The sequence below is a fragment of the Mycobacterium sp. E2497 genome (assembly GCF_001668695.1).
Classification (GTDB): domain Bacteria; phylum Actinomycetota; class Actinomycetes; order Mycobacteriales; family Mycobacteriaceae; genus Mycobacterium.
Genome location: NZ_LZKD01000289.1, coordinates 1 through 22686, shown reverse-complemented (window position 1 = coordinate 22686; position 22686 = coordinate 1). Strand labels below are relative to the sequence as shown.

At 70.0% G+C, this 22686-nt stretch carries 24 protein-coding genes, 1 pseudogene and 1 riboswitch; of the genes and pseudogenes, 7 read left to right on the top strand and 18 right to left on the bottom strand.

The features are described from left to right. Window positions 1-13 precede the first annotated feature (13 nt). A complete protein-coding gene (locus A5713_RS26500) occupies window positions 14-1288 on the top strand; it encodes a DUF349 domain-containing protein (protein ID WP_082973171.1) in 1275 nt (424 codons plus the stop codon). Here A5713_RS26500 and A5713_RS26495 read toward each other — a convergent pair. Genes A5713_RS26495 through recA form a run of 4 tightly spaced genes read right to left on the bottom strand, consistent with a single transcriptional unit; the run spans window position 1285 to window position 4978 of the window. Beyond that, window positions 1285-1893 carry a hypothetical protein gene (locus A5713_RS26495; protein WP_102417983.1) on the bottom strand — a complete coding sequence of 203 codons (609 nt, stop codon included), beginning with the start codon at window positions 1891-1893 and terminating at the stop codon, window positions 1285-1287. The genes A5713_RS26500 and A5713_RS26495 overlap by 4 nt on opposite strands. After that, entirely contained in the window at window positions 1881-3386 is a 1506-nt protein-coding gene (gene miaB / locus A5713_RS26490) for a tRNA (N6-isopentenyl adenosine(37)-C2)-methylthiotransferase MiaB (protein WP_255398477.1), read from the bottom strand. The genes A5713_RS26495 and miaB overlap by 13 nt, the downstream gene beginning before the upstream one ends. Window positions 3387-3438: 52 nt before the next feature. Beyond that, complete coding sequence (gene recX, locus A5713_RS26485; RefSeq protein WP_068099188.1) at window positions 3439-3960, bottom strand: recombination regulator RecX; 522 nt, start codon at window positions 3958-3960, stop codon at window positions 3439-3441. Next, the gene (gene recA / locus A5713_RS26480; RefSeq protein WP_068058892.1) at window positions 3926-4978 is read right to left on the bottom strand and encodes a recombinase RecA; all 1053 of its coding nucleotides are present in this window, start codon (window positions 4976-4978) and stop codon (window positions 3926-3928) included. Before recA ends, recX begins: the two co-directional genes overlap by 35 nt. 170 nt (window positions 4979-5148) lie before the next feature. After that, window positions 5149-5283, top strand: a riboswitch (cobalamin riboswitch). A 56-nt stretch (window positions 5284-5339) separates the two neighbouring features. Here recA and A5713_RS26475 point away from each other — a divergent pair. Continuing rightward, on the top strand, window positions 5340-6041 hold the full coding sequence (locus tag A5713_RS26475; protein WP_068099187.1) for a (2Fe-2S)-binding protein: 702 nt from the start codon (window positions 5340-5342) through the stop codon (window positions 6039-6041). Between the two features lie 91 nt (window positions 6042-6132). Here the strand turns inward: A5713_RS26475 and A5713_RS26470 are convergent, their stop codons facing one another. From A5713_RS26470 to A5713_RS26460, 3 genes are read right to left on the bottom strand one after another with little or no spacing between them, the layout of a single operon-like run. Then, on the bottom strand, window positions 6133-6351 hold the full coding sequence (locus A5713_RS26470) for a DUF3046 domain-containing protein (protein ID WP_197509328.1): 219 nt from the start codon (window positions 6349-6351) through the stop codon (window positions 6133-6135). 19 nt (window positions 6352-6370) lie between these two features. Further along, on the bottom strand, window positions 6371-6634 hold the full coding sequence (locus tag A5713_RS26465; protein WP_067925459.1) for a hypothetical protein: 264 nt from the start codon (window positions 6632-6634) through the stop codon (window positions 6371-6373). A 31-nt stretch (window positions 6635-6665) separates the two neighbouring features. Continuing rightward, window positions 6666-7832, bottom strand: coding sequence for a glycosyltransferase (locus A5713_RS26460; protein WP_068099186.1), 1167 nt, complete (start codon window positions 7830-7832; stop codon window positions 6666-6668). Window positions 7833-7885: 53 nt separating this feature from the next. Between A5713_RS26460 and A5713_RS26455 the strand changes: the two genes are divergently transcribed. Next, a complete protein-coding gene (locus tag A5713_RS26455; RefSeq protein ID WP_067925453.1) occupies window positions 7886-8317 on the top strand; it encodes a limonene-1,2-epoxide hydrolase family protein in 432 nt (143 codons plus the stop codon). A gap of 9 nt (window positions 8318-8326) precedes the next feature. On the opposite strand, the gene A5713_RS26450 is transcribed toward A5713_RS26455, so the two are convergent. From A5713_RS26450 to pgsA, 4 genes are all read right to left on the bottom strand, one after another. Beyond that, window positions 8327-9136: a hypothetical protein gene (locus A5713_RS26450; RefSeq protein WP_067925456.1), complete on the bottom strand. Its 810-nt coding sequence runs from the start codon at window positions 9134-9136 to the stop codon at window positions 8327-8329. Between the two features lie 9 nt (window positions 9137-9145). After that, window positions 9146-9976: a phage shock protein PspA gene (pspA, locus tag A5713_RS26445; protein ID WP_068099185.1), complete on the bottom strand. Its 831-nt coding sequence runs from the start codon at window positions 9974-9976 to the stop codon at window positions 9146-9148. 128 nt (window positions 9977-10104) lie between these two features. After that, window positions 10105-10431, bottom strand: a complete 327-nt coding sequence (gene clgR, locus A5713_RS26440; protein ID WP_068099184.1) for a transcriptional regulator ClgR — start codon at window positions 10429-10431, stop codon at window positions 10105-10107. 155 nt (window positions 10432-10586) lie between these two features. Further along, a complete protein-coding gene (gene pgsA / locus A5713_RS26435) occupies window positions 10587-11186 on the bottom strand; it encodes a CDP-diacylglycerol--glycerol-3-phosphate 3-phosphatidyltransferase (RefSeq protein ID WP_068099194.1) in 600 nt (199 codons plus the stop codon). A gap of 38 nt (window positions 11187-11224) precedes the next feature. Here pgsA and A5713_RS26430 point away from each other — a divergent pair, with 38 nt between their 5' ends. Next, the gene (locus A5713_RS26430; protein ID WP_068099183.1) at window positions 11225-11752 is read left to right on the top strand and encodes an amino-acid N-acetyltransferase; all 528 of its coding nucleotides are present in this window, start codon (window positions 11225-11227) and stop codon (window positions 11750-11752) included. A 64-nt stretch (window positions 11753-11816) separates the two neighbouring features. Here the strand turns inward: A5713_RS26430 and A5713_RS26425 are convergent. Beyond that, a pseudogene (locus A5713_RS26425) lies at window positions 11817-14496 on the bottom strand (DNA translocase FtsK 4TM domain-containing protein). Here A5713_RS26425 and A5713_RS26420 point away from each other — a divergent pair. From A5713_RS26420 to A5713_RS26410, 3 genes are read left to right on the top strand one after another with little or no spacing between them, the layout of a single operon-like run. Beyond that, window positions 14495-14809, top strand: a complete 315-nt coding sequence (locus A5713_RS26420; protein ID WP_067781730.1) for a putative quinol monooxygenase — start codon at window positions 14495-14497, stop codon at window positions 14807-14809. The pseudogene A5713_RS26425 and the gene A5713_RS26420 sit on opposite strands and share 2 nt — an antisense overlap. Continuing rightward, entirely contained in the window at window positions 14806-15627 is an 822-nt protein-coding gene (locus tag A5713_RS26415) for a mycofactocin-coupled SDR family oxidoreductase (protein ID WP_068099193.1), read from the top strand. The genes A5713_RS26420 and A5713_RS26415 overlap by 4 nt, the downstream gene beginning before the upstream one ends. A gap of 6 nt (window positions 15628-15633) precedes the next feature. Continuing rightward, on the top strand, window positions 15634-16506 hold the full coding sequence (locus A5713_RS26410; RefSeq protein ID WP_068099181.1) for an SAM-dependent methyltransferase: 873 nt from the start codon (window positions 15634-15636) through the stop codon (window positions 16504-16506). 21 nt (window positions 16507-16527) lie between these two features. Here the strand turns inward: A5713_RS26410 and A5713_RS26405 are convergent, their stop codons facing one another. The 6 genes from A5713_RS26405 to A5713_RS26380 form a co-directional block, all read right to left on the bottom strand. Next, on the bottom strand, window positions 16528-18204 hold the full coding sequence (locus A5713_RS26405) for a ribonuclease J (RefSeq protein WP_068099180.1): 1677 nt from the start codon (window positions 18202-18204) through the stop codon (window positions 16528-16530). A gap of 19 nt (window positions 18205-18223) precedes the next feature. Further along, window positions 18224-19126, bottom strand: coding sequence for a 4-hydroxy-tetrahydrodipicolinate synthase (dapA, locus tag A5713_RS26400; RefSeq protein ID WP_068099179.1), 903 nt, complete (start codon window positions 19124-19126; stop codon window positions 18224-18226). 64 nt (window positions 19127-19190) lie between these two features. Continuing rightward, complete coding sequence (thyX, locus tag A5713_RS26395; RefSeq protein ID WP_068099192.1) at window positions 19191-19946, bottom strand: FAD-dependent thymidylate synthase; 756 nt, start codon at window positions 19944-19946, stop codon at window positions 19191-19193. Between the two features lie 10 nt (window positions 19947-19956). Beyond that, the gene (locus A5713_RS26390) at window positions 19957-21018 is read right to left on the bottom strand and encodes a restriction endonuclease subunit S (protein ID WP_068099178.1); all 1062 of its coding nucleotides are present in this window, start codon (window positions 21016-21018) and stop codon (window positions 19957-19959) included. Then, a complete protein-coding gene (locus tag A5713_RS26385) occupies window positions 21015-22388 on the bottom strand; it encodes a type I restriction-modification system subunit M (RefSeq protein WP_068099177.1) in 1374 nt (457 codons plus the stop codon). The genes A5713_RS26390 and A5713_RS26385 overlap by 4 nt, the downstream gene beginning before the upstream one ends. Further along, window positions 22388-22686 (bottom strand): DNA glycosylase AlkZ-like family protein (locus tag A5713_RS26380; protein ID WP_197516484.1); only part of this gene is annotated, 299 nt, incomplete at its 5' end. The genes A5713_RS26380 and A5713_RS26385, both read right to left, overlap by 1 nt.

Sequence of the window (22686 nt, the reverse complement as noted above, 5' to 3'; positions counted from 1 at the left end):
CCACTGTTCGGCGTTGGCCCTGGCCTCTTCGGCCTCTTTGGTGCGGCCCGCCGCCCACCCGGTGCCGGCGCCGCCCACCAGCGATCCGCATCGGTTCGGTCGCGTCGACGACGACGGCACGGTGTGGCTGATCACCGCCGACGGCGAACGCGTCGTCGGCTCCTGGCAGGCCGGCGACGCCGAAGCCGCCTTCGCCCACTTCGGCCGCCGCTTCGACGACCTGGGCACCGAAGTCACGCTCATGGAGGAGCGGCTCGCGGCGGGCACCGGCGACGCCCGAAAGATCAAGGCCCACGCCTCCGAGCTCGCCGAGACCCTGCCGACGGCGGCCGTACTGGGCGACATCGACGCGCTCGCGCGCCGGTTGACCAGCCTCATCGACCAGGTCGAGGCCACCGTCGCCGCGGAACGCTCGCGCCGCGACGAGCATCGCGCCGCCCAGACCGCGCGCAAGGAGGCGCTGGCCGCCGAGGCCGAGGAGCTGGGCGCCAACTCCACCCAGTGGAAGGCGGCCGGCGACCGGCTGCGGGCCATCCTCGACGAGTGGAAGACCATCAACGGCCTGGACCGCAAGGTCGACGACGCCCTGTGGAAGCGCTATTCGGCGGCCCGGGAGGCGTTCAACCGGCGCCGGGGATCCCATTTCGCCGAGCTGGACCGCGAACGCCTGGGCGTGCGCCAGGCGAAGGAACGACTCTGCGAACGGGCCGAGGAGATGTCCGATTCGACGGACTGGACCGCCACCAGCGCCGAATTCCGCAAGCTGCTCACGGAATGGAAGGCGGCGGGCCGAGCCGCCCGCGACGTCGACGACGCGCTGTGGCGGCGGTTCAAGGCGGCCCAGGACGTCTTCTTCGCGGCCCGCAACGCGGCGACGGCGGAGAAGGACGCGGAGCTGTGGGCCAACGCCACCGCCAAGGAGGCGCTGCTGGCCGAGGCGGAGAGGATCGACACCAGCAACCACGACGCGGCCAGGGCGGCGCTGCGTTCGATCGCCGACAAGTGGGACGCGATCGGCAAGGTGCCGCGCGAGCGGTCCGCCGAATTGGAGCGTCGGCTGCGCGCGGTCGAGAAGAAGGTGCGCGATGCGGGCGAGGCCGATTGGTCCGATCCGCAGGCACAGGCCCGCGCCGAGCAATTCCGCACCCGCGCCGAACAATACGAGCGGCAGGCCGAAAAGGCCGCGGCGGCGGGCCGCACCAAAGAGGCCGAAGAGGCCAGGGCCAACGCCGAACAGTGGCGGCAGTGGGCGCAGGCGGCCGCCCAGGCGCTGACCCGTAAGCCCTAGGCTTCGGAGTCCCCGGAGGTCCGGTCGGTCGATCCCCCGCCCAGGCTGTCGAGCAGCGTCATCGACTGCTGCTGCGCCGCGACCCGGCGCCGCTCCTCCTCGGCCGCGAGTTGCACGATGGTCCGCGACCACACCACCCGGGCCCATTGGTAGGTCAGCACGAGGACGACGATCCACGCCGCGATCAGCCCCACCCCGGGGCCCGGGTGTCCCGCGGCCACGGTCTGGCGCGACCAGATGGCCAGCATCCCCGCCGCGCCGGCCAGCGCCGAACCCGCCAGCGCGACCCAGGCCAGCGCCCAACGCCGGGTCACCAACGCCAGCATGGAGAACCCGACGCCGAAAACGAGTGTCAGCCAGGCGAAGACGCGCGACGGCAGCGCCACCGCGGCCGCGCCGGCGCCGTGGCTGCTGAACAACACGTCCCAGCCGCGCACCGAGCCGGTGTGCGGCAGGATGAACGATCCCAGCAGCACGAAGACCAGGATCGCCACGACGAAACCGCGTGGGCCCGGGTCGAATCCGCGCGCGACGCGGCGCTCGGCGGCCTCGATTTCGCTCCGCAGGGCGTGGAAATGGGGGTGTTCTTCGTTCATCGGGCACATCCAAGGGTTTCGGTGGGTTCCGCCGGGCCGGGCGGTCCGACGGCGGGCATGCCGAGACCGACGCCGCCGCGCTGCCCGGCGGCGTGCGCGTCTCCCGCGCGGGTCCGGCGATGGCTGAGGATGCCCGCGTCGGCGATGAGGTGGTGCGGCGCGGCCTGGGTGATCACCGCGGTGACCACGTCCCCCGGCCGCACCCGGTCGGCCCCGGATTTGTCCAGGCCGAAGTGCACCAGGCGGCCATCGCGGGCGCGGCCCGTCATCCGGGAAGTGCGGGTGTCCTTGCGCCCCTCGCCGGCGGCGACCAGCAATTCGACGGTCTGGCCGACCAGCGCCCGATTGCCTTCCAGCGAGATCTGCTCCTGCAGCTCGACCAGCCGCTCGTAGCGTTCCTGCACAACGGCTTTCGGGAGTTGCCCGTCGAGCTCGGCGGCCGGGGTGCCGGGCCGCTTGGAGTACTGGAAGGTGAACGCGGCCGCGAACCGGGCCCGCCGCACCACCTCCAGGGTTTCGGCGAAGTCCGCTTCGGTCTCGCCGGGGAACCCGACGATCAGGTCGGTGGTGATGGCGGCGTGCGGCATGGCCGCGCGGACGCGGTCCAGGATGCCGAGGTAACGCTCGGCGCGGTACGAGCGCCGCATGGCGCGCAGCACCCGGTCCGAGCCCGACTGCAGCGGCATGTGCAGGGCGGGGCAGACGTTCGGCGTCTGCGCCATGGCCTCGATGACGTCGTCGGTGAATTCGGCCGGATGCGGGGAGGTGAACCGCACGCGCTCCAAGCCGTCGATGTCCCCGCAGGCCCGCAGTAGCCGCGCGAAGGCGCCGCGATCGCGCGGCAGCGTCGGGTCGGCGAACGACACCCCGTAGGCGTTGACGTTCTGGCCCAGCAGCGTGACTTCGAGCACGCCGTCGTCCACCAGCGCCCTCACCTCGGCCAGGACGTCGGCCGGGCTGCGGTCGACCTCCTTGCCCCGCAGCGAGGGGACGATGCAGAACGTGCAGCTGTTGTTGCACCCGACGGAGACGGAAACCCACGCGGCGTAAGCGGATTCGCGTGCGCTCGGCAGCGACGACGGAAACTCCTGCAGCGACTCGGCGATCTCCACCTGGGCGGTCTTGTTGTGCCGGGCCCGTTCGAGCAGCGCGGGCAGTGACCCGATGTTGTGCGTGCCGAACACGACGTCGACCCAGGGCGCCTTGCGCAGCAACGCGTCCCGGTCCTTCTGGGCCAGGCAGCCCCCGACCGCGATCTGCATCTCAGCGTTGGCGCGCTTACGCGGGGCCAGGTGGCTGAGGTTGCCGTACAACTTGTTGTCGGCGTTCTCGCGGACCGCGCAGGTGTTGAAGACGACGACGTCGGCGTCGGCACCCTCGACGGCCCGCTGATAGCCGGCGGCCTCCAGCAGACCCGCCAACCGCTCGGAGTCGTGGACGTTCATCTGGCAGCCGTAGGTGCGGACCTGATACGTCCGCGCCGAAACCACCACCGAAGTCACGGAGCCATGGTACGGCGGCCGGTCGGCCCGCGAGAAACCGCACGTCAGCGGGCTAGACCCGGCGACGCTCCCGTTCGGCGGCCAGCTCGGCGAGGACGACCTCGCAGGCCAGGTTCTGGCTGTAGCCGCGCCGCGCGAGCATCCCGACCAGCCGGCGGGTGATTCGCGCGTCGTCGCCGTCCAGCGTCTCCCGGCGCAGCTTGGCCCGCACCAACTGCTCGGCCCGGTCCCGCTCGGCCCCGGCGTCGATCCCGGACAGCGCCGCGGCGATCACGTCCCTGTCCACACCCTTGGTGTGCAGTTCGGCGGCCAGGGCGCGCTTGCTCTTTCCCGCCTTCGCCCGGCGGGCCTGCACCCACTGCTGTGCGAAGTCGGTGTCGTCGACCAGGCCGACGGCGGCCAGCCGGTCGAGCACGGAAGCGCTGACGTCTTCGGGGTAACCGCGTTTTGCCAGCTGTCCGTGCAGCTCGGCGCGAGTGCGCGCCCTCGCGGTGAGCAGGCGCAGACACAGCGTCCGCGCCTGCTCCTCGCGGGACGGCTCAGAAATCGACGGGGGCGGGCAGGACGCTGTCATCGGACAAGCCATCGGTGACGACCGGGCCAATGCCGAGCTTCTCCTTGATCTTCTTCTCGATCTCGTTGGCCACCTCGTCGTTTTCCATCAGGAAGGTGCGGGCGTTCTCCTTGCCCTGACCGAGCTGCTCGCCCTCATAGGTGAACCAAGAACCGGACTTGCGGATGAAGCCCTGCTCCACGCCCATGTCGATCAGCGAGCCTTCCCGGCTGATCCCCCTGCCGTAGAGGATGTCGAATTCGGCCTGCTTGAACGGCGGCGACACCTTGTTCTTGACGACCTTGACGCGGGTGCGGTTGCCGACCGCGTTGGTGCCGTCCTTGAGCGTCTCGATCCGGCGCACGTCCATGCGCACCGACGCGTAGAACTTCAGGGCCTTTCCACCCGTGGTGGTTTCCGGGCTGCCGAACATCACGCCGATCTTCTCGCGCAGCTGGTTGATGAAGATCGCGGTGGTGCCCGAATTGTTCAGCGCGCCAGTCATTTTCCGCAACGCCTGGCTCATCAGCCGGGCCTGCAACCCGACGTGGCTGTCACCCATCTCGCCCTCGAGTTCCGCGCGCGGCACCAGCGCCGCCACCGAGTCGATGACCAGGATGTCCAGCGCGCCGGAGCGGATCAGCATGTCGGCGATCTCGAGGGCCTGCTCCCCCGTGTCGGGCTGGCTGACCAGCAGGGAATCGGTGTCCACGCCGAGCTTCTTGGCGTAATCGGGGTCCAGGGCGTGCTCGGCGTCGATGAACGCCGCGACGCCACCGGCGGCCTGGGCGTTGGCCACCGCGTGCAAGGCGACGGTGGTCTTACCCGAGGATTCCGGGCCGTAGATCTCCACGACCCGGCCGCGGGGCAGACCGCCGATGCCCAGGGCCACGTCCAGTGCGATGGATCCGGTCGGGATGACCGAGATCGGCTGACGCATCTCGTCGCCGAGACGCATCACCGAGCCTTTGCCGTAGCTCTTTTCGATCTGGGCCATCGCCAGTTCGAGAGCCTTCTCGCGGTCGGGGGCTTGCGCCATGGTGCCTCTCCTATGGTTCGGTGTGTTCGGTGACCGGTGTCGGTCGGTTGGCCGTGACACTAGAGAGGGCCACCGACAAGTTGACTCACCGAACGTTTCCCACAGTAGCCGAACACCTGTTCGATTCAAGCGGACACGCCGAACCCGGTGACAGCGTGTGGCAACATCGGCCACCGAAAGGCGCTGACGGGGCCCATACGCTCGAGCAAACCGGTGTGAATCCGGTGCGGTCCCGCCACGGTGACCGGGATGGGGATCGCCCCCTCCCGAGAGCCCAGATACTCACCGTCAGCGCTTCCTCACGACAGCTTCCTCACGACAACTGGGGCGGATCTCCCCAGAGAGGCCTGGTTGCGCATACATGACCGTGCGAGACATCTCCGCTGGGCTAGCCGAAATATCTACCTACAAAGGGTTTTTCGCGCTGACCATCGGCGGTGACGCGGCCGGGTGGCATCCGGTCCGGCAGGCCTACGCCGACGGGTTCACCGACTTGGTCGAGGCCACCGCCCGGCGCTATCACACGACGGATCTGCGGATCAGCGCCTCGCTGGTGCACCTCGGCCACGCCACCCGGCTGTGGTCACCCATGCTCGCGTGCGCGCTCGGTCACGGTGTCGTCCCCGACCTGGCCGACCTGCAACGCGCCGACGACGGAGCGCAACTGCGGTTGCCCGCTCCGGTCGGGATCCCGGCCTGCTCACCGGACGCGCTCTACCGGCTGGTCGTGCACGAGCACATGCAGGAGCTCGCCGCCGGTCTGCGAGTGGGGCTGGCGCCCGCGCTGCTGGCGGGCAACATCTCCTCGGCGCTGATCGGAGCTGCCCGGGCCCTGCTCGCCGCGCGGCCCGACCTGGGCGCGCGGATCACCGAGATGGTCCGCGCGCTGCAGGGCACCGGTGTGCTGGCCGGATCGGGCGTCGTCACCGGCCCTCCCCTGGGCTTCAGACGTCGTAGTTGCTGTCTCTTCTATCGCCTGCCCGGCGGATCCGTCTGCGGCGACTGCGTCTTCGAGAAGCCACCGTCATCGAACCGGAGATTGAGTGTGCGTCCAGAGCTTTGAGTGTGCGTCCAGGGCGGGAAAACGGCCCCGATCGCGCCACCGCTACACACTCGAAGCCACAAGCGCACACGCAACGCCGCCATCGACGGATTCACCACTGGTCACGCGGCACGTCGAAGTCGACGCACAGGGCCCGCCACACGTCGCGGGGCTCGACCCCGTCCTCGATCGCCTGGGCGGCGGTGCGGCCGCCGAAACCGGTCAGCACGTGGTCGGCCAGCACCGAAGAGCCGTACGCCGCACCGAACCTCAGGACCACCCGTTCGTTGAATTCCGTTAGCCGCACGCCAGCAAGATACCCATCGGGCAGGAGTCGGACACCGGCCCCGTCACCGCCAGCTGGCCGGCAGGTCGGTCCAGTGGTTGGGGCAGAAGTCCTGGACGGCCTCCGACATGGTGGTCCGCGCGCGCTCCGCCGACATCCTGGAGCGCAACTGCATGAAGGCGTATTCGACCGGCTGCAAGCCCTGTTGAGCGGCAACCGGGTCGTCCATCAACTGGCATGCCTGCTGCTCGTCGCCGCTGTCCGCGCGCGCGACTCCCGAGCTGAACATCAAGGCCAGAAGCAGGCCGCCGGCGGCGATCGCCCTCATTGCCATTGCCCTCCCGTCGCGATCCGGCCCGTCATCCCGTCCGGGCGAGCGCTTCGTGGCACACGCGGACCGGATCGGCCACACTGGCGATGCTAGCGGCGGCGGATCGGGCGGCCGCCCGATAACACGGCGACGACAGCACCTCGTTGACCGCGGCCACCAGCGCCTCGGGGGTCAGCGGCCGGATCAGCCGCCCGCTGCCCTGCCGGACCACCCGGTTGGCCATCTCCCACTGATCACCGCCCCCGGGCACCACCACCAGCGGCACCCCCGCCAGCAGCGTCTTGGCCACCATGCCGTGGCCCCCGCCGCAAATCACCAGGTCGGCGTGCGTCAACAGCTCCGCCTGGCTGCCCAACCCGACCACCGCCCACGGCGGCACCCGCAGATCCGTCCCGCCCAGCCGCGAGACCACCAGCCGCGATCCCGCCGGGAGCGTCTCCCCCGGCCTCAGGTGAGCCAGCGCGACCTCGGCCAGTCCCTCGGTCCCGGTCAACGCGGTCGACGGCGCGACCACCACCACGGGCCCCGAGCCGGGCGGGATTTCCAGCACCCGATCGGTCGGTTCGAAGTGCAGGGGGCCCACCAGCACGGCCTCCGCCGGCCAGTCCGGCCGCGGCACCTCGAGGGCCGGCAGGGTGGCGATCAGGCGCCGCAGCGGCCCCGGGTCACGGGCGGGCAGCCCGATCTCCACCCGCACGGCGGCGCGCTGCCGCAGGCCCGCGCGCCAGGACCGCGCGGTGAGCGCGCGCATGATCGCATCGCGGAGCCGGCCGCGCAGGCCGGTGCCCGGCGCCAGCCCGCTGCCTATCGGCGGCAGGCCCTTCGACGGCAGGTACAGGGGATGCGGGTCGAGCTCGATCCACGGGATGCCCAACAGCTCCGCGGCCATGCCACCAGCGGCGGTGATGACGTCGGACACCACCAGGTCGGGCGCCAGGTCGCGCAGCGCAGGCGCGTTGAGGACGGCCATCCGCGCCGCGCGCCGATGGATGCGGGCCCCGGCGTCGACGTCGTCGTCGGTGGCCACGAGCCCGTCCAGCACGGCGGCGTCGATGCCGGCGGCGCGGGCGGTGTCGATCCACTCCGCGCCGGTGAACAGCGTCGGCTCGTCGCCGGCGTCGGCGAAGCGTTGGCACAGCGCGATCGCGGGGAACGAGTGACCGGGATCCGGCCCGGCGACCACAGCGACACGCATCGGCCTCACCCTGCCACAGCGCGCGACCGCCACGCTCGCCTACGCTGGCAGTCATGACCGAGCTGACCGGTACAACCGTTGCGAACACCCGCACGGTAGAGGGCTTTCTGAACGCGCTGCAGGACGCGGATTACGACGCCGCCGACGCGGCACTCGACGACAACCTCGTCTACGAGAACGTGGGGTTGCCGACGATTCACGGCCGCGCCCGGGCGATGAAGCTGTTTCGCCAGATGGACGGCCGGGCCGCCTTCGAGGTGAAGATCCATCGCATCGCCGCCGACGGCGGGGCGGTGCTCACCGAGCGCACCGACGCCCTGATCTTCGGCCCGGTGCGGCTTCAGTTCTGGGTGTGCGGCGTGTTCGAGGTCCACGACGGGCGAATCACGTTGTGGCGCGACTACTTCGACTTCTTCGACATGTTCAAGGCCACCCTTCGTGGCCTGGCGGCCGTGGTGCTGCCGTCGCTCAAAGCGACGTTCTAGCCACGGTCATCAGCTGGCGCCGCGCAGCCCGCCGAGTTCGTCGAAAGCCTGCGCCCAACCGACCAGGCGGTCGGTCGCCCCGGCCAGCTCGGCGCGGTAGCGCTGCGAGGCGGCCAACTGATCGCCGTTGGCCGACGACACCAATTGGGCTGCGGCGGTGACCATTTCGTTGTACTGGCGCACGCCGGCGCTCAGCTGCGCGGTGAACGCGTTGATGGTCGGCACCAGATACGACCGCGACGATTCGCTGGACTGCGCCGCCCGCTCCATCGACACCACCTCCGCGGCGGTCGCGGCCATGGCCGCCGAGGTCTTGTTGGCGGCCGCGGTCAGGTCGCGGATCTCGGCCGTGGGCAACATGGAGCCCCGCTCGATCACGTTCAGCAGCGACAGGAAGCCGCGTTCGGAGGCGCCCAGCGCGTACATCGCGGGCCGTGCCGCCGAGCCGGGCGGCGGCAGCCGACGGACGTTCGTGGGGCGCGGCGTGGGCAGCGGCTCGGAACGCAGCCACCGGTAGCGGAACAGCAACAGCGTCGCGGGGATGGCCATGACGACCGCGACGGCGCCGGTGATCTCCAGCAGCAGCGCGAACCAACCCCAGGCCGCCAGCAGCATCGTCACGGCCGCCCAGAACACGCATCCGGCGCTGAAGATCAGGCCCCAGCGCAGCGCCCGGCGACGCCGCCGCAGCAGTCGCGCGCGGGGGTCCGCGGCGGCGCTGATCTTCTGGGCCACCAGGTCCGACAGGTCGGCGGCGGTGGCCAGCCCACGCCCGAGCAAGGTGCGCCAGAGCCCCCGCTGCGTCTCGGTCACCGCCACGACACCGCGCTACTGGCCAAAGGGCTTTTCGGTGGCCGCGCCCCCGGTGGTCTCGGCGGGCGCGGGGGCCGCCTCCGGAGTGGCCCCGGCCGCGGGCGTCGCCCCGGTCGGCAACGCCTCGCCGCGCATCGACGCGCGGATCTGCTCCAGCCGCGAGTGACCGGCCATCTGCACGCCGGCCTGCTCGACCTCGAGCATCCGGCCCTGCACCGAGCCCTGCGCGAGCTCGGCGGCCCCGACCGCGTTGGCGTAGCGGCGTTCGATCTTGTCGCGCACCTCGTCGAGGTTGGGCACGTTGCCGGGCGCGGCGATCTCGCTCATCGACCGCAGCGAGGCGCTCACCTGTTCCTGCATCTTCGCCTGCTCGAGCTGGCTGAGCAGCTTGGTGCGCTCGGCGATCTTCTGCTGCAGCACCATCGCGTTCTGCTCAACCGCCTTCTTGGCCTGGGCGGCCGCGTTCAGCGCCTGATCGTGCAGGGTCTTGAGGTCCTCGACGCTCTGCTCGGCGGTCACCAGTTGGGCCGCGAACGCCTCGGCGGCGTTGTTGTATTCGGTGGCCTTGGCGGCGTCGCCGGATGCGGTGGCCTGGTCGGCGAGCGTCAGGGCCTGACGGACGTTGACCTGCAGCTTCTCGATGTCGGCGAGTTGCCGGTTGAGTCGCATCTCCAGCTGACGCTGGTTGCCGATCACTTGCGCCGCCTGCTGGGTCAGCGCCTGATGCGTGCGCTGCGCTTCCTCGATGGCCTGCTGGATCTGCACTTTGGGGTCGGCGTGCTCGTCGATCTTCGCGTTGAACAGCGCCATGAGGTACTTCCACGCTTTGACGAACGGATTGGCCATGAGTGAGCTCCACCTTCGCTTCTTGTGGGCTGGAGGGTCCCGGGATGGGCCCGTCGCTTGTCGCTCAATTTAGTGGGTCGGCGCCGATCGCCCTACCCCTGACGCAGGATCCTTGGTGCGGGCGGCGATCAGGCGATGGCCAGGGAGGCCACCGGCGGGATGACGACCTTGGTGTCGGCGTCGATGCTGGGACCGCGCAGCCCGTCGGCGGGAGCCTGCTCCACGCCGGCCATCCGCTCGCCGGCGTCGATCAGGACCGACGACAGCGGCACCTGCAGCGCGTCGCAGATCGCGTTGAGCAGCTCGCTGGAGGGCTCCTTGCGCCCGCGCTCGACCTCGGACAGATAGCCCAGACTCACCCGCGCCGAATCGGACACCTCGCGCAGCGTCCGGCCCTGCGTCATCCGGGCCTCCCGCAGCACGTCGCCGATGACCTCGCGCACTAATGGCGGCATTTTCCGCCCTCCTTCGTCCAGTCAGCCCGCCGGAGCGAAAACCGCCCCGTTCGGCAGGCGCTCATTAGGTGGAACGCGGGCGGCGGGGTCTTGGTTCCCGTTCGGCGGCCACGGATTCAGTCGACAGATTCAGTCGGCAGATTCAGTCGACAGATTCAGTCGGCCGACCGGCGCACTTCCCTGACGGTGGACACCACGTAGTCGATGCCGGTGACGATGGTCAGCACGATGGCCGCCCCCATCACCACCGCCGCGACCACGCGGAAGGGCCCGGACACGGGCAGGATGAACAAGCCGATCGCCACCGACTGCACCACGGTCTTGATCTTGCCGCCCCAGCTGGCGGGGATGACGCCGCGGCGAATCACCGCCAGGCGCAGCACGGTCACGCCGACCTCGCGGGCCAGGATCACCACCGTGACCCACCAGGGCAGGTCGCCGAGCATCGAGAGCCCGATCAACGCCGACCCGATCAGCGTCTTGTCCGCGATCGGATCGACGAACGCGCCGAATTCGGTTGCCATCCCGTAGTTGCGGGCCAGCAGGCCGTCCAACCGATCGGTGATGACCGCGAGGGTGAAAATCACGAAAGCCACGACCCGGAAGGCGATCTCGTGCCCGTCCTTGGCGAACAGCGCGAGCAGGAAGACCGGGACCAACACCAGCCGCAGCAGCGTCAGCGTGTTGGCGAGATTTGCGATGTGGGCGCGGCCTGGGGGTCCCATCACCGGACCCGTTTGCGGCTGCCCCGACACCGCAACAGAATAACTGTTGGTCAGCACGCCCGTCCCCGATGCCGATACTGTTAGCCGTGACCGAAAGTTCGCAGGACTGCCTGGTGCGACGCGCGCGAACCTCCGATGTCCCCGCAATCAAGCGACTCGTCGACACCTACGCCGGCAAGATCCTGCTGGAGAAGAACCTGGTGACGCTGTACGAGGCGGTCCAGGAGTTCTGGGTGGCCGAGCGCGGGGGCGACGTCGTCGGGTGCGGCGCGCTGCACGTGATGTGGTCCGACCTGGGCGAGATCCGCACGGTCGCGGTCGACCCGGCGATGACCGGCCACGGCATCGGCCACGCGATCGTCGACCGGCTGCTGGCGGTCGCGCGCGAGCTGCAGCTCAAGCGGCTGTTCGTGCTGACGTTCGAGACCGAGTTCTTCGGCAAGCACGGGTTCACCGAGATCGAGGGCACCCCGGTGACCGCCGAGGTGTTCGAGGAGATGTGCCGCTCCTACGACATCGGGGTCGCCGAGTTCCTGGATCTGAGCTACGTCAAGCCCAATATCCTGGGCAACTCCCGCATGCTGCTGGTGCTGTAGCCCGCCGAACGTGCACTCATGGCGAGATTTCGGCTATTTTTTCGCCCTCAGTGCACGCTCGGCGTTAGTCGTCGGCGTCGCCCCCGACCGCGTCGCTGCCGCCGCGGATCAAGGCCAGCGTTCCGGCCAGCTCGTCGGGCTTGACCAGCACCTCACGCGCCTTCGACCCCTCGCTGGGCCCGACGATGCCGCGGGTCTCCATCAGGTCCATCAGCCGGCCGGCCTTGGCGAAGCCGACGCGCAGCTTGCGCTGCAGCATCGACGTTGAGCCGAACTGGCTGGACACCACCAGCTCGACGGCCTGCAGGAACACGTCCATGTCGTCGCCGATGTCCGGGTCGACGTCGGTGCGCTCGCCGGTGGGCTTGGCCGTGGTGACGCCATCGGTGTACTCGGGCTCGGCCTGGTCCTTGCAGGCGCTGACGACGGCGTGGATCTCCTCGTCGGTGATGTAGGCGCCCTGCAGCCGCAGCGGCTTGCTGGCGCCCATCGGCAGGAACAGGCCGTCGCCCATGCCGATCAGCTTCTCGGCACCGGCCTGGTCCAGGATGACCCGGCTGTCGGTCAGCGACGACGTGGCGAACGCCAGCCGCGACGGCACGTTGGTCTTGATCAACCCGGTGACGACGTCCACCGACGGGCGCTGGGTGGCCAGCACCAGGTGGATGCCCGCCGCACGGGCCTTCTGGGTGATCCGCACGATGGCGTCCTCGACGTCGCGGGGTGCGGTCATCATCAGGTCGGCCAGCTCGTCGACGATGGCGACGACGTACGGGTAGGGCCGGTATTCGCGCTGGCTGCCCAGCGGCGCGGTGATGGCCCCGGAGCGCACCTTGGCGTTGAAGTCGTCGATGTGACGCACCCGGGAGGCCTGCATGTCCTGGTAGCGCTGCTCCATCTCCTCGACCAGCCACGCCAACGCGGCGGCGGCCTTCTTGGGCTGGGTGATGATGGGGGTGATCAGGTGCGGGATGCCCTCGTACGGCGTCAGCTCCACCATCTTCGGGTCGATCAGGATCATCCTGACCTCCTCCGGTGTGGCCCGGGTCAGCAGCGACACCAGCATGGAGTTGACGAAGCTCGACTTACCCGAGCCGGTGGAGCCGGCGACCAGCAGGTGCGGCATCTTGGCCAGGTTGGCCGAGATGAAGTCGCCCTCGATGTCCTTGCCCAGCCCGATCACCAGCGGGTGGTGGTCGCGGCGGGTCGACGGCGCGGTCAGCACGTCGGCCAGCCGCACCATCTCCCGGTCGGTGTTGGGCACCTCGATGCCGACGGCGGACTTGCCGGGGATCGGCGCCAGCATGCGCACGCTCTCGGTGGCCACCGCGTAGGCGATGTTCTTCTGCAGCGCGGTGATCTTCTCCACCTTGACGCCGGGGCCGAGTTCGACCTCGTACCGGGTGACGGTCGGCCCGCGGGTGCAGCCGGTGACGGCGGCGTCGACCTTGAACTGGGTGAGCACCTCGCTGATGGCGTCGGCCATGACGGTGTTGGCGGCGCTGCGCTTCTTGGGCGGGTCGCCGGCGACCAGCAGGTTCAGCGAGGGCAGCGTGTAGGGGCCCTCGACGACGCGGTCGAGCACCTCGGTCTTCTTGTCGCGGCGGCGGCTCTTCCCGATGGCCGGCTCCGGCGTGGTGGGGATGTCGTCCTCGTTGTCGCGCAGGGCGGGCGCCGGGTCCGCCGCCGACCACGCGTGCGGCTTGTCGTCGGGGGCCGGCGCGCCCTCGTCGTCGAAGCCGTCGGAGAAGTCTTCGGCGGCATAGGAATCGGCATCGGCATCGGCGTCGTCGAAGTCGTCGTAGTCGTCGTAGTCGTATTCGTCGTCGTCGCTGAGCAGTCGGGCGCCGAACATGTTGCGGACCGCGTCGGGCACCTCCCGGATGGTCGTCCCGGTGAGCAACAGCAGGCCGAACATGAAGCCGATGAACAGCAACGGCGCCGCGATCCATGCCGTCAGCCCGTCCGACAGCGGCCCCCCGATGGCGAAGCCGACGAATCCCGCCGCGCGGCGCCGGGCCTCCGGGTCCTCGGGCGAGCCGGACCACAGGTGGCGCAGCCCCAGCACGGAAAGGGCGATCAGGGTGGCGCCCAGGATCAGCCGGGGCCGCGCGTCGGGATTGGGTTGGGTGCGCATCAGCGTCACCGCCACGCCGGCGGTGACGACGGGGAGGGCCAGGACGCCAGCCCCGATGAAGGTGCGCAACAGCGTGTCGACCCACGCGCCGACCGGCCGGGCGGCGTCGAACCAGGAGCTCGCGGCGACCACGACGGACAGGGCGAGCAGCATCAGCGCGATGCCGTCGCGGCGGTGTCCCGGGTCGATCTCCCGGGCCCGCCCGATCGACCGCGCCGCGCCGCCCGTGCTCCGCGCGGCCATCAGCCAGGTGGCGCGCAGGGCACGGCCGCCGGTCAGCCCGGCGGCCACCAACAGCGAATGGTTGCGCCGCCTGGCGGGCCTGCTCGGCCGCTTGCGAGGTGCCGCCGGCCGCGCGCGACCCGACCCGCTCCGCGAAGGGGCCTTTGACCTGCTCGTTCTGGCTTTGGAGCGGGCGGCGGTCTTGTTAGCCATGTCGGCCAGGGTAGTCGCATCGACATCATCTGCACCACCCGCCACACGGGTAACGGTTCGGCCTCGTGCGCCATCTGGCGGGTCGGGCGCCTGACCGCGTGAGTAGGGTGACAACCGGTGACTGAAGTTGTGCGCGTCACCCCACCCCGTTTGCCCCAGGAGGCCCCAGCATGCCCGTCGTCGTCGTTGCCACCATGACCGTCAAACCGGAGTCGGTCGACACAGTCCGCGACATCCTCACGCAGGCGGTGGAGGAAGTGCACAACGAACCGGGCTGCCAGTTGTACTCGCTGCACCAATCGGGCGAGACCTTCGTGTTCGTCGAGCAGTGGGCGGACGAAGAGGCGCTCAAGGCCCACAGCACCGCGCCGGCCATCGGCAAGATGTTCGGCGCGGCCGGCGAGCACCTCGCCGGCGCGCCGGACATCAAGATGCTGCAGCCGGTTCCCGCGGGGGACCCGGACAAGGGTCAGCTCCGGTCCTGATGGCCCGGCCACTCGAGGGCAAGGTCGCCTTCATCACCGGTGCGGCCCGCGGGCAGGGACGCGCGCATGCGGTACGTCTCGCCGCCGACGGCGCGAACATCATCGCGGTCGACCTGTGCGAGCAGATCGCCAGCGTCCCCTATCCCCTGGCCACCGAGGACGACCTGGCGGAGACCGTCAAGCTGGTCGAGGACACCGGCGCTCGCATCGTGGCCGCTCGCGGCGACGTGCGCGAGCGGGCGTCACTGTCGGCCGCGCTGCAGTCGGGTCTGGACGAGTTCGGCCGGCTCGACATCGTCGTGGCCAACGCCGGCATCGCCCCGATGCAGTCCGGCGACGACGGCTGGCGCGACGTGATCGACGTCAATCTGACCGGCGTCTACAACACGATCAAGGCCGCCATCCCGACCATGGTCAAGCAGGGCACCGGGGGCTCGATCGTGCTGATCAGTTCGAGCGCCGGCCTGGCCGGTGTCGGTAGCCCCGATGCCGGCTCGGTCGGCTACGCCGCCGCCAAGCACGGCGTGGTGGGATTGATGCGGGTGTACGCGAATCTGCTTGCCACCCAGTATATTCGAGTCAACTCGATCCATCCCTCCGGTGTGGAGACCCCGATGATCAACAATGAGTTCACCCGGGAGTGGCTGGCCAAGATGGCCGCCGCGACCGACACGCCGGGAGCCATGGGTAATGCCATGCCGGTGGAGGTGCTGCAGGTCGAAGACGTCGCCAACGCGGTGGCGTGGCTGGTGTCCGACCAGGCCCGCTACATCACCGGTGTGACGTTGCCCGTCGATGCCGGGTTCTTGAACAAGTAGCGGCGCATGGCCCGAAATCCCGCCGCGCAGACCGCCTTCGGACCGATGGTGCTGGCGGCGGTCGAACACAACGAGCCGCCGGGCCGCCGCCTGGTGGACGACGACCTCGCGGAACTTTTCCTGCCGACGCCGCTGCGCTGGCTCGTCGCGGCGACGCGCGCGGCGCCGGTGCGCCGCCTGATGATCCGCGCATCGGAGTGGTCCGGCCGCGGCCTGTGGGCGAACCTGGCCTGCCGCAAGCGGTTCATCGGCGACAAGCTGGCCGAAGCCCTGGACGGCATCGACGCGGTCGTCATCCTCGGCGCCGGATTGGACACGCGCGCATATCTTTTGACACGGCAGGTCCGCATCCCCGTCTTCGAGGTGGACCTGCCGGTCAACATCGCCCGCAAGCTCAAGACGGTCCAGCGGGTGCTCGGCGGACCGCCGATGTCGGTGCGGCAGGTGGCACTGGACCTGGAGCGCGACGACCTGCTCACCTCCCTGGCCGAGCACGGCTATCACACCGACTACCGGACGTTCTTCATCTGCGAGGGGGTGACCCAGTACCTCAGCGAGGAGACCGTCCGGCGGACCTTGGAGGGGTTGCGCGCGGCCGCGCCCGGCAGCCGTTTCGTCTTCACCTACGTCCGGCGGGATTTCATCGACGGCACCAACCGGTACGGCACCCGCACGCTCTATCGCAGCGTGCGCCAGCGGCGGCAGTTGTGGCGGTTCGGCCTGCTGCCCGACGAGGTCGGCGGGTTCGTCGGCGAATACGGCTGGCGGCTGCTCGAGCAGGCCGGCCCCGACGAGCTCGTTGCGCGTTACGTCGCACCCACCGGCCGCAAACTCCCTGCCTCCCAGGTGGAGTGGTCGGCCTACGCGGAGAAGCTTTAGCGCGCTGCGCCGTGGACGGGTTCAGACCTCGATGACCGTCGGCACGATCATCGGCTGCCGGCGGTACGTCTCGCCCACCCACTTGCCGACCGTGCGGCGCACCGCCTGGGCGATGCGGCCCGGGTCGGTGATGCTGTCGGCGGCGAGCAATTCCAGCTCGGCCTCGACCCGGCGCACGGCGGGCTCCAGCGCCTTGGGGTCTTCGGAGAACCCGCGCGAATGCAGGTGCGGCGCGGCCGCGGGGCGCCCGGTGCCGCGCTGGACGACCACGGTCACCGCGATGAAACCCGATGACAGGATGAGCCGCTCGCCCAGCGTGATATCGCCGACGTCGCCGCTGATCAGCCCGTCGACGAACATCTTGCCCACCGGCACCGCCCCGGCGATCGACGCCGTGCCGGCGACCAGGTCGACGCTGACGCCGTTCTCGGCCAACAGGATCGACTCCTCCGGCACCCCGGTGCTGGCCGCCAGCTTGGCGTTGGCGCGCAGCATCCGCCAGGTACCGTGCACGGGCATGACGTTGCGCGGCCGCACGCCGTTGTAGAGGAACAGCAGCTCACCGGCGTAGGCGTGGCCCGAGACATGCACGCGCGCTTGGGCGTTGGTGACGACGCGGGCGCCGATCTTGGCGAGCGCGTCGATCACGCCGTATACCGCCTCCTCGTTGCCGGGGATGAGCGAGGACGCCAGCACCACCAGGTCCCCCGCGGTGAGCGTGATGCTGCGATGCTCGCCGCGCGACATCCGCGACAGCGCCGACATGGGTTCGCCCTGGGTACCGGTGGTGATCAGCACCACCCGCTCGGGCGGCATCAGCTCGGCCGCGCCGATGTCGATCACGTCGGCATCGTCGACCCGCAGGAATCCCAACTCGCGGGCGATGCCCATGTTGCGCACCATCGACCGCCCGACGAACGACACCCGCCGGCCCAATGCCACCGCCGCGTCGATGATCTGCTGGACGCGGTCCACGTTGGAGGCGAAGCACGCCACGATGACGCGGCCCTCGGCGCCGCGGATCAACCGGTGCAGCGTCGGTCCCACTTCGCTTTCGGACGGTCCCACGCCGGGGATCTCGGAGTTGGTCGAGTCGCACAGGAACAGGTCCACCCCGGCGTCGCCGAGGCGGGACATGCCGGGCAGATCGGTGGGCCGGCCGTCCAGCGGCAGCTGGTCGAGCTTGATGTCCCCGGTGTGCAGGACGGTGCCCGCGCCGGTGTGCACGGCGATCGCCAGCGCGTCCGGGATGGAGTGGTTGACGGCGAAGTACTCGCACTCGAAGACGCCGTGGGTGCTCCGCTGCCGCTCGGTGACCTCGACGAACACCGGCTTGATCCGGTGCTCGCGGCATTTGGCGGCGACCAGCGCCAGGGTGAACTTCGACCCGACGACCGGGATGTCCGGGCGCAGCTTGAGCAGGAACGGGATGCCGCCGATGTGGTCCTCGTGCGCGTGGGTCAGCACCAGCGCCTCGATGTCGTCGAGCCGGTCGGAGATATGGCGCAGGTCCGGCAGGATCAGGTCCACCCCCGGCTCGTCATGGGTGGGGAACATCACCCCGCAGTCGATGATCAACAGCCGGTCGAGGTGCTCGAAAACCGTCATGTTGCGGCCGATTTCGCTGATGCCGCCCAGCGCGGTGACCCGCAGCCCGCCAGTGGTCAAGGGACCGGGAGGGGCGAGCTCTACATCCACTTACTGGCCACCCTCTAGCTCACCGGAGCACCGATGCCGCGCGCATATCGGCGGCCAGCGCATCGATCTGCTCGGGCGTTGCGGGCATCTGCGGCAACCGGGGATCGCCGACGTCGATGCCCTGCAGGCGCAGACCCGCCTTGGACATCGTCACGCCGCCCAGCCGGCTCATCGCGTCGCAGAGCGGCGCGACGGTGACGTTGATCTTGCGCGCGGTCGCGATGTCACCGGAAGCGAAGGCCGACAACATCTCTCGAAGCTGACCGGCGGCCACGTGCGAGATCACGCTGATGAAACCGGTAGCGCCCATGGCCAGCCAGGGCAGGTTCAGCGCGTCGTCGCCCGAATAGTAGGCCAGTCCGGTCTCGGCGATGATCTGGCCGCCGCTGTGCAGGTCGGCCTTGGCGTCCTTGATTCCCACGATGTTCGGGTGGGCGGCCAGCGCGCGGATGGTCTCGGTGGCGATCGGTATCACCGAGCGCGGCGGGATGTCGTACAGCAGCACGGGCAGCTCGGTGGCGTCGGCGACCGCGGTGAAGTGGGCGATCAGCCCGCTCTGCGGCGGCTTCGAGTAATACGGCGTGACCACCAGCAATCCATGGGCGCCCTCGGCGGCGCAGGCCTGGGCCAGCCGGACGCTGTGGGCGGTGTCGTAGGTGCCCGCACCGGCGATGACGCGGGCGCGATCACCCACCGCCTCCAGCACGACGCGCAGCAGCTCCCGCTTCTCGTCGTCGGTGGTGGTCGGGGACTCGCCGGTGGTTCCGGAGACCACCAGGCCGTCACAGCCGGCGTCGACCAGGTGGTTCGCCAACTGTGCCGCGGCGGCGGTGTCGAGCGAGCCGTCGGGAGCGAACGGTGTCACCATCGCGGTCAGCACGGTTCCCAACCGTGCCGGGGCGTCGAATCCGACCGTGCTCACGGTCTTTAGGTTACCTGGCGGCGGCAAGGGCTTTAGCAACGGCGCGGCGCGGCGGCAGCGCCACTCAGGCCTCGGTCGCCAGCGGGCTGGTGGCCACCTCGGTCCCGTCGGCCAGCGCCGAGATCTCGAAGTCGGCGAACACGGCCGGCGCGGCGTCGACGAGCTGGCGCAGGCACTCGATGGCCAGCCGACGGATTTCCACGTCGGCGTGCTCGCTGGCGCGCATCGCGATGAAGTGCCGCCAGGCCCGATAGTTGCCCGTCACGACGATGCGGGTCTCGGTCGCATTGGGCAGCACGGCACGGGCGGCCTGCCGCGCCTGTTTGCGGCGCAAGACCGCGTTCGGCTGGCCCGCCGCGAGTTTCGCCTCGAGCCTGCCCAGCAGCTCGGTGTAGGCGGCCCGGCTGGCGTCGGCGGCCTCGGTCAGGATTTGCCGCAGTTCGGCGTCGTCTTCCATGCCCGGTGGCACGACGACTCGCGAATCACCCTCGGGCACGTAGCGCTGTGACAGCTGCGAGTAGGAGAAGTGCCGGTGCCGGATCAGCTCGTGCGTGAGCGATCGGGAGATGCCGGTGATGTAGAACGACACGCTCGCGTGCTCGAGCACCGAGAAATGCCCGACGTCGATGATGTGCTTGATGTAGCCGGCGTTGGTCGCGGTCCTGGGATTGGGCTTCGACCAGCTTTGATAGCAGGCTCGGCCGGCGAATTCGACCAGCGCCGGGCCGCCGTCGGCGTCGGTGGTCCACGGCACGTCCGGCGGTGCCAGGAACTCGGTCTTGGCGATCAGTTGCACGCGTAGCGGCGCGGTCTCGGCCACGGCGCTCACCTTAACGCGGTGAGGCCACGGACAGCTCACCCGATATCAACACCGGCAGCAGCGCGTCGCGAAGCGCGGACAGCCGCTCGCTTTCGGTGCGCCGCGCGTGACACAGCGCCCCGAGGCCGGTGATCGTCTCCCGGGCCGCGGTCGGCAGGCGCCGCACGTCGGGGACCGGAACTTCCAGCAGCTCGTGCGGCGGGATCCGCTGATGGCTTCCCGACGTCCCGGCGACCCGGCGTTGCAGTCGTTCGGAAACGTTGGGCTGCCGCAGGGCCGCCCACAGGGCCGACGCGTCGACGCCGCTCGGTGTCAGGACGACGAACTCGCTGCTGGCCAGGGCCATTTCCGGCGGCAGGCCGACCACGTTCCAGATCCGGGGGATGCGCGGGTTCAGTCTCGCGAACAACACGCACGGCCCCGACAAGAGGAACTTGCCGCTCCTGATGGACGCGGCGGGCACGACGCGGGGGTTCGCCCCGTCATCGAACGCGGCGAGGCTGTAGTGCGCGACCGTGTCGTCGAACTCGGCCACGTTGAGCAACCCCGTGGACCGGCTCGCCAGGGCGGACAACGGCACACGCTCGCCGACCGACTCCGCGATGGCCACCATCACGTCCTCGGCGGTGTCGATCACCCGCGCGTTGGCGGATATCTTGTCGTCGAGGGAGCCGAGCAGCTCGGCGATCGCCCGACGCCGCGGCGCCTCCACACTCCGCACCGCCACGTCACGCAGCACCCGCTGGCTGAGCAGCGGTTGTCCCGATCCGCAGCGGTGATCGCCCAGCCGGCAGGTGTGCAACGCGTAGTACCAATACCGCGTCTCGCGTGGATCTTTGGCCCGGCATATCACGGCGTTCTCGGTGACCCAGACGTCGGAGTCGCAATACCGCAGGCTCCCGCACTGCGCCCCGACGCGCCCGAGGACGATCAGCGGACCGGCCGCATTGGGTTCGTTGCAATAACCGATGGCCCCGTTGGCGCCATAGACACGGAACCGTCCGCGCGGGGCGCTCCGCGGCGCGCCGCCGCCGGTGCTGAAGACCAGGTGGTCGCCCAGCGTGGCCGTCACCGCAAGCGCTCCAGTTGCCGGCGCACCACGTCTTCCAGCCGGGCGGATTCGTCGAGCGCGGCCAGCAGGTCGCCGGTCAGCCGGGTGATCTTGTTCCCGATGGGCTCGGCGTCATCGGCGGCGGCGGGCACACCGACATAGCGGCCCGGCGTGAGCGGGTAGCCGGCCGCCGCGATGTCGTCGAGGCAGGCGGACCCGCAGAACCCCGGAACGTCTTGATAGGCGACGCCTTTCGCGGCGGCTGACGGTGATCCGCGCCATGCGTGATAGGTGTCGCCGATCCGGACGACCTCCTCGTGCGTCAGCGCGCGCTCGGCGCGGCTGGCCAGGTAGCCGAACCCACGGGCGTCGATGAACAGCACCTGTCCGGACCGCTCACCCTTGTCGGTGTCGAAGATCCACAGGCACACCGGAATCGACGTGCTGCGGAACAGCTGCGCGGGCAAGGCGACCATGCAGGAGACCAGGTCGGCGTCGACGATCCGCGCACGAATATCGCCCTCCCCCAGCCCATTCGACGACATCGAACCATTGGCCATGACCACCCCGGCCCTTCCGCCGGGGGCGAGTTTGGACAGGATGTGCTGAATCCACGCGTAGTTGGCGTTGCCGGCGGGTGGGACACCGAATCGCCAGCGCGGGTCGTGTTCGTCGCGGGCCCAGTCCTTGATATTGAAGGGCGGATTGGCCATCACGTAGTCCATGTGCACTCCGGCGTGCTGGTCCTCGAGGAGCGTGTCGCCCCAGCGGGCGCCCAGGCCGGTGTTGTCGATGCCGTGCACGGCGAGGTTCATTCGCGCCATCCGCCAGGTCTGCTCGACGCTTTCCTGCCCGCAGATCGTGACGTCCGCGGGATCGCCGTCGTGCTCGGCGATGAACCGTTCGGTCTGCACGAACATGCCGCCCGAGCCGCAGCACGGGTCATAGACCCGCCCTCGTGCGGGTTCCAGCATCTCGACGATCACCCGTACCACGCTCGGCGGGGTGAAGAACTCGCCGCCCCTGCGGCCTTCCGCGCGCGCGAAATTGCCCAGGAAGTATTCGTACACCTCGCCCAGGAAGTCGCGGGCGTGGCCGGGTTCCCCGAGTCGCGCGGAGTCGAGCAGGCGCAGCAGGTCACCGAGCCGGCGCTGGTCGAGCCGTTCGCACAGCCGTGGCAGCGCCATCGCCTCCATCGCGTCATCGACGAGCCGGCCAAGCCTGGGCGATTCGGCGTTGTGCCTCAACAGTTCCCACTGCGCGTCGGAGGCGTGGCGGAGATACACCAGCCCGAGGACGACGTCCTTGTACTGGCTCGCCGGCAGGGATCCGCGCAGCGTGTTGGCGGCCTTCCAGAGCGTGTCTTTGAGCTCCTTGTCCGCCGCCCCCATCAGGCGGCCGCCCGCAGGTCGGCGGCCAGATCGCCCCGGGTCGCGACGCTGAACCCGCCCAGCCCCAGCCAGGACGCCATGGACCGCAGCTCGCCGGCCAGCGCCTCGACCACGCGCGGCCGCGGGATGTCGGGTTCGCCGAACGCGCCCACGACGCGCAGCGTGTCGCCGGCCCGGTCCGCCTTGAGGTCGACGCGGGCGACCAGTTGCCCGTCCATCAGCAGGGGCCACACGTAGTAGCCGTACTGGCGCTTGTGGGCCGGGGTGTAGATCTGGGCGCGGGGGGGATACCGGCACA

Bases quoted from the DNA above. Each gene is read 5' to 3' on its own strand.
- A5713_RS26495 (WP_102417983.1), bottom strand. From the start codon at position 1,893: ATGTGCCCGATGAACGAAGAACACCCCCATTTCCACGCCCTGCGGAGC.
- recX (WP_068099188.1), bottom strand. From the start codon at position 3,960: ATGACAGCGTCCTGCCCGCCCCCGTCGATTTCTGAGCCGTCCCGCGAG.
- recA (WP_068058892.1), bottom strand. From the start codon at position 4,978: ATGGCGCAAGCCCCCGACCGCGAGAAGGCTCTCGAACTGGCGATGGCC.
- A5713_RS26475 (WP_068099187.1), top strand. From the start codon at position 5,340: ATGACCGTGCGAGACATCTCCGCTGGGCTAGCCGAAATATCTACCTAC.
- A5713_RS26465 (WP_067925459.1), bottom strand. From the start codon at position 6,634: ATGAGGGCGATCGCCGCCGGCGGCCTGCTTCTGGCCTTGATGTTCAGC.
- A5713_RS26460 (WP_068099186.1), bottom strand. From the start codon at position 7,832: ATGCGTGTCGCTGTGGTCGCCGGGCCGGATCCCGGTCACTCGTTCCCC.
- A5713_RS26455 (WP_067925453.1), top strand. From the start codon at position 7,886: ATGACCGAGCTGACCGGTACAACCGTTGCGAACACCCGCACGGTAGAG.
- pspA (WP_068099185.1), bottom strand. From the start codon at position 9,976: ATGGCCAATCCGTTCGTCAAAGCGTGGAAGTACCTCATGGCGCTGTTC.
- clgR (WP_068099184.1), bottom strand. From the start codon at position 10,431: ATGCCGCCATTAGTGCGCGAGGTCATCGGCGACGTGCTGCGGGAGGCC.
- A5713_RS26430 (WP_068099183.1), top strand. From the start codon at position 11,225: ATGCCGATACTGTTAGCCGTGACCGAAAGTTCGCAGGACTGCCTGGTG.
- A5713_RS26420 (WP_067781730.1), top strand. From the start codon at position 14,495: ATGCCCGTCGTCGTCGTTGCCACCATGACCGTCAAACCGGAGTCGGTC.
- A5713_RS26410 (WP_068099181.1), top strand. From the start codon at position 15,634: ATGGCCCGAAATCCCGCCGCGCAGACCGCCTTCGGACCGATGGTGCTG.
- A5713_RS26385 (WP_068099177.1), bottom strand. From the start codon at position 22,388: ATGGGGGCGGCGGACAAGGAGCTCAAAGACACGCTCTGGAAGGCCGCC.